Source organism: Thermoleptolyngbya sp. M55_K2018_002, from assembly GCF_015295965.1.
Taxonomy (GTDB): Bacteria; Cyanobacteriota; Cyanobacteriia; order Elainellales; family Elainellaceae; genus Thermoleptolyngbya; species Thermoleptolyngbya sichuanensis.
Genome location: NZ_DVEA01000107.1, coordinates 1 through 2,318 on the forward strand (window position 1 = coordinate 1; position 2,318 = coordinate 2,318).

Here is a 2,318-nt window from a genome sequence, read left to right on the forward strand (position 1 = left end):
AGCACATCCTCCTCCGAGTGGGAATCGAGTAGCCACAGTCCAGAGGCGATTTTGGGCAATGTCGCAGGCAGGGTGAGTCCTTGCTGGATTCCGGCAATCAGCAGCGACAGCGTTTCGACCAGTTTGGGGTCCCACTGTTCGCCCTGTTCGGCTTTGCACTGGTCTAGCGCCGTGGTTAGGTTTTGCAGCGGGTCGGGGTTGGGCTGGGCATTTAGCTGGGTGACGCGGGTTTGAAAGGCGATCGCCAGCCCCAGGATTCTCGACTCTAGGGGAATTTCGTCGCCGCGCAGCCCAGCGGGATAGCCGCGCCCGTCCCAGCGTTCGGTGTGGTGAGTGAGGATGGTGGCGATCGCCTTCAGACGGTTCATCCGCCGCAGCAATTGGGTTCCCGGAATCAGCGGACAGGACAGGGGCACCGTCGCGTCTTCGTCATACCGAGACGACGCGCCCGGACTCAGCACGGGCCCCCCCGACTCGATCCGCGCAATGCGGTGCAGCAGGCTGGCCAACTGGAGCCGATGAAGCTGCCAAGCGGGGAGGTCGAGCAAATTCCCCATCGCCTCGGTGAGCGTGGCCACTTCGGCGGCGGCCATCGGGTTGCTGAGGTCTGTCAGGTCGATCAGTTGGGCAATTCGCAAATAGGCTTGCAGTTCGTTGGAAATCAGGTTGTCGTTGACCGAGAAGCGATCGCGAAACTCCGCCTGCGGATCTGCCGCCTGATGGGTTTGCAGATAGTCCACCACCCGCGTCACGATGTCGCCCAGGTTATCGGCTGTGGGGGAGCCGCAGAGCGCGTCGGCCTGCTGCACTTGGGCGGCGATCGCGCTGAGTTGCTGGGTCAACTGCTGCTGAAGTTGGGGGTTGTAGCGGCCAATGTGGGCGATCGCCAGTTCTGCCGTTTCCAGCACCAGCGACGGCTCAAAAGTCCACAGTCCGTAGAACTTGCGCTCTAGGTCGTGGGTCGGCACGCCTGCTTTGAGATAGTCTGCTTCCGCCAACTCCTGACACAACACCATCGCCGTATAGTCTGGCGAAACGATAATCAAATGCCACTCCTGCGCCACCGGGTCGGCATCCTCCAGGCTGACCAGCGCCACGTTGTCCCGCTGGCTGGTGGGGTGTTCGGCAAAGCCCGCATCGTCTGCTGCCAGAATCACGATCTGCGGCGACTTTTCGGCGATCTGCCCGTAGCGGTCGGCTTCCTGCAAATACCACTTGCCCCGCTGAAACGCCGTAATCATCAGCGGCGAGTAGTCATGCTCCAAAATCGAGTCTTCTAGCGCATGGCACAGGGCGACGAGCGTGTTTTTGTAATAAACCCCAAAGTTGAGCGGGCGCTTGCCCTGAGACTGGCTCCCTTGGTGAGCATCCCTCAACTGTTGCAAGATTGATCCGGTTAGCATCCTGGCGATTAGCGGTGGTGCAAGACTTCTTGCTTCGATTCTCGCAGACTTTTCCGGTTCATAGGAAATCTCTATGGGTCGCGTTTGGGACTCTCTGGGTGAAGGCGCTGCCACCAGGGGAGATTGAGAGCCGGAAACTGCTGAGTTGCCTGACGGAGCCAGTCTGCCACGATGGCATCGGGGGGCAACCTGCCGTCGATTCGGATGACGGCCTCTTCGGCAGACACAGGCTCAAAGGCGGCAAGCTGGCTATTTAGCATTTCCAGCTTCATGTAGTGGTTTAGGCGATTGGATAGCCGCCGCTCTAGCTCTGCGGGGGGCACATCCAGCCAAACCAACTGCACCCCACCGGGCGCGGCGAGTTGGGTACGGTAGGCCCGCTTGAGGGCAGAGCAGGTGATTACGGTTTCGCGGCGGAGGGCGATCGCCCGCTGAATATCGTCCTGCATATCCAGCAACCACTGGCGGCGATCGCCCTCGTCGAGCGGAATCTGGGCCTGCATTTTGGCGATATTGGCTGGGGAATGACGGCGATCGCCTTCCAGAAAATCGCACTCTAGCCACTGCGCCAGCCGCCGCCCGATGACGGTCTTGCCGGAACCCGCTACGCCCATAATGAGCCAAACAATCGGGGAGAGGGGCATAGGAAAAGGGATGGGGTGAAAAAAGGAAAAAGCGAAGAACGAAAAACAAAAAACGGAACCTTTTCATTCTTCGCTCTTCATTCTTCGCTCTTCGTTCTTCATTCTTCATTCTTCGCTCTTCTCCCACCTCCACACTGCAAACACACTATCCAGCCCTAATCCAGTTCTTGTTGCAGCACAGCGGCGATCGCCTCTTTCGCTTTGAGCTGAAACTCCTGCACATTCACCCGATCCAGCAGGCGCACGGCGAACAGCATTCCGAAAATCGGCA

The 2,318-nt window shown here is 59.2% G+C and carries 2 protein-coding genes; both read right to left on the minus strand.

Features of this window, described 5'->3' with window-relative positions; translation table 11 throughout:
* Positions 1 to 1,403 (minus strand): DICT sensory domain-containing protein (locus IGS51_RS05420; RefSeq protein ID WP_297076886.1); only part of this gene is annotated, 1,403 nt, incomplete at its 3' end.
* A 71-nt stretch (positions 1,404 to 1,474) separates the two neighbouring features.
* Complete coding sequence (locus IGS51_RS05425; RefSeq protein ID WP_297076888.1) at positions 1,475 to 2,047, minus strand: gluconokinase, GntK/IdnK-type; 573 nt, start codon at positions 2,045 to 2,047, stop codon at positions 1,475 to 1,477.
* Between the last annotated feature and the right edge of the window lie 271 nt (positions 2,048 to 2,318).

Coding starts and splice junctions, on each gene's coding strand:
- IGS51_RS05425 (WP_297076888.1), bottom strand. CDS start 2,047: ATGCCCCTCTCCCCGATTGTTTGGCTCATTATGGGCGTAGCGGGTTCC.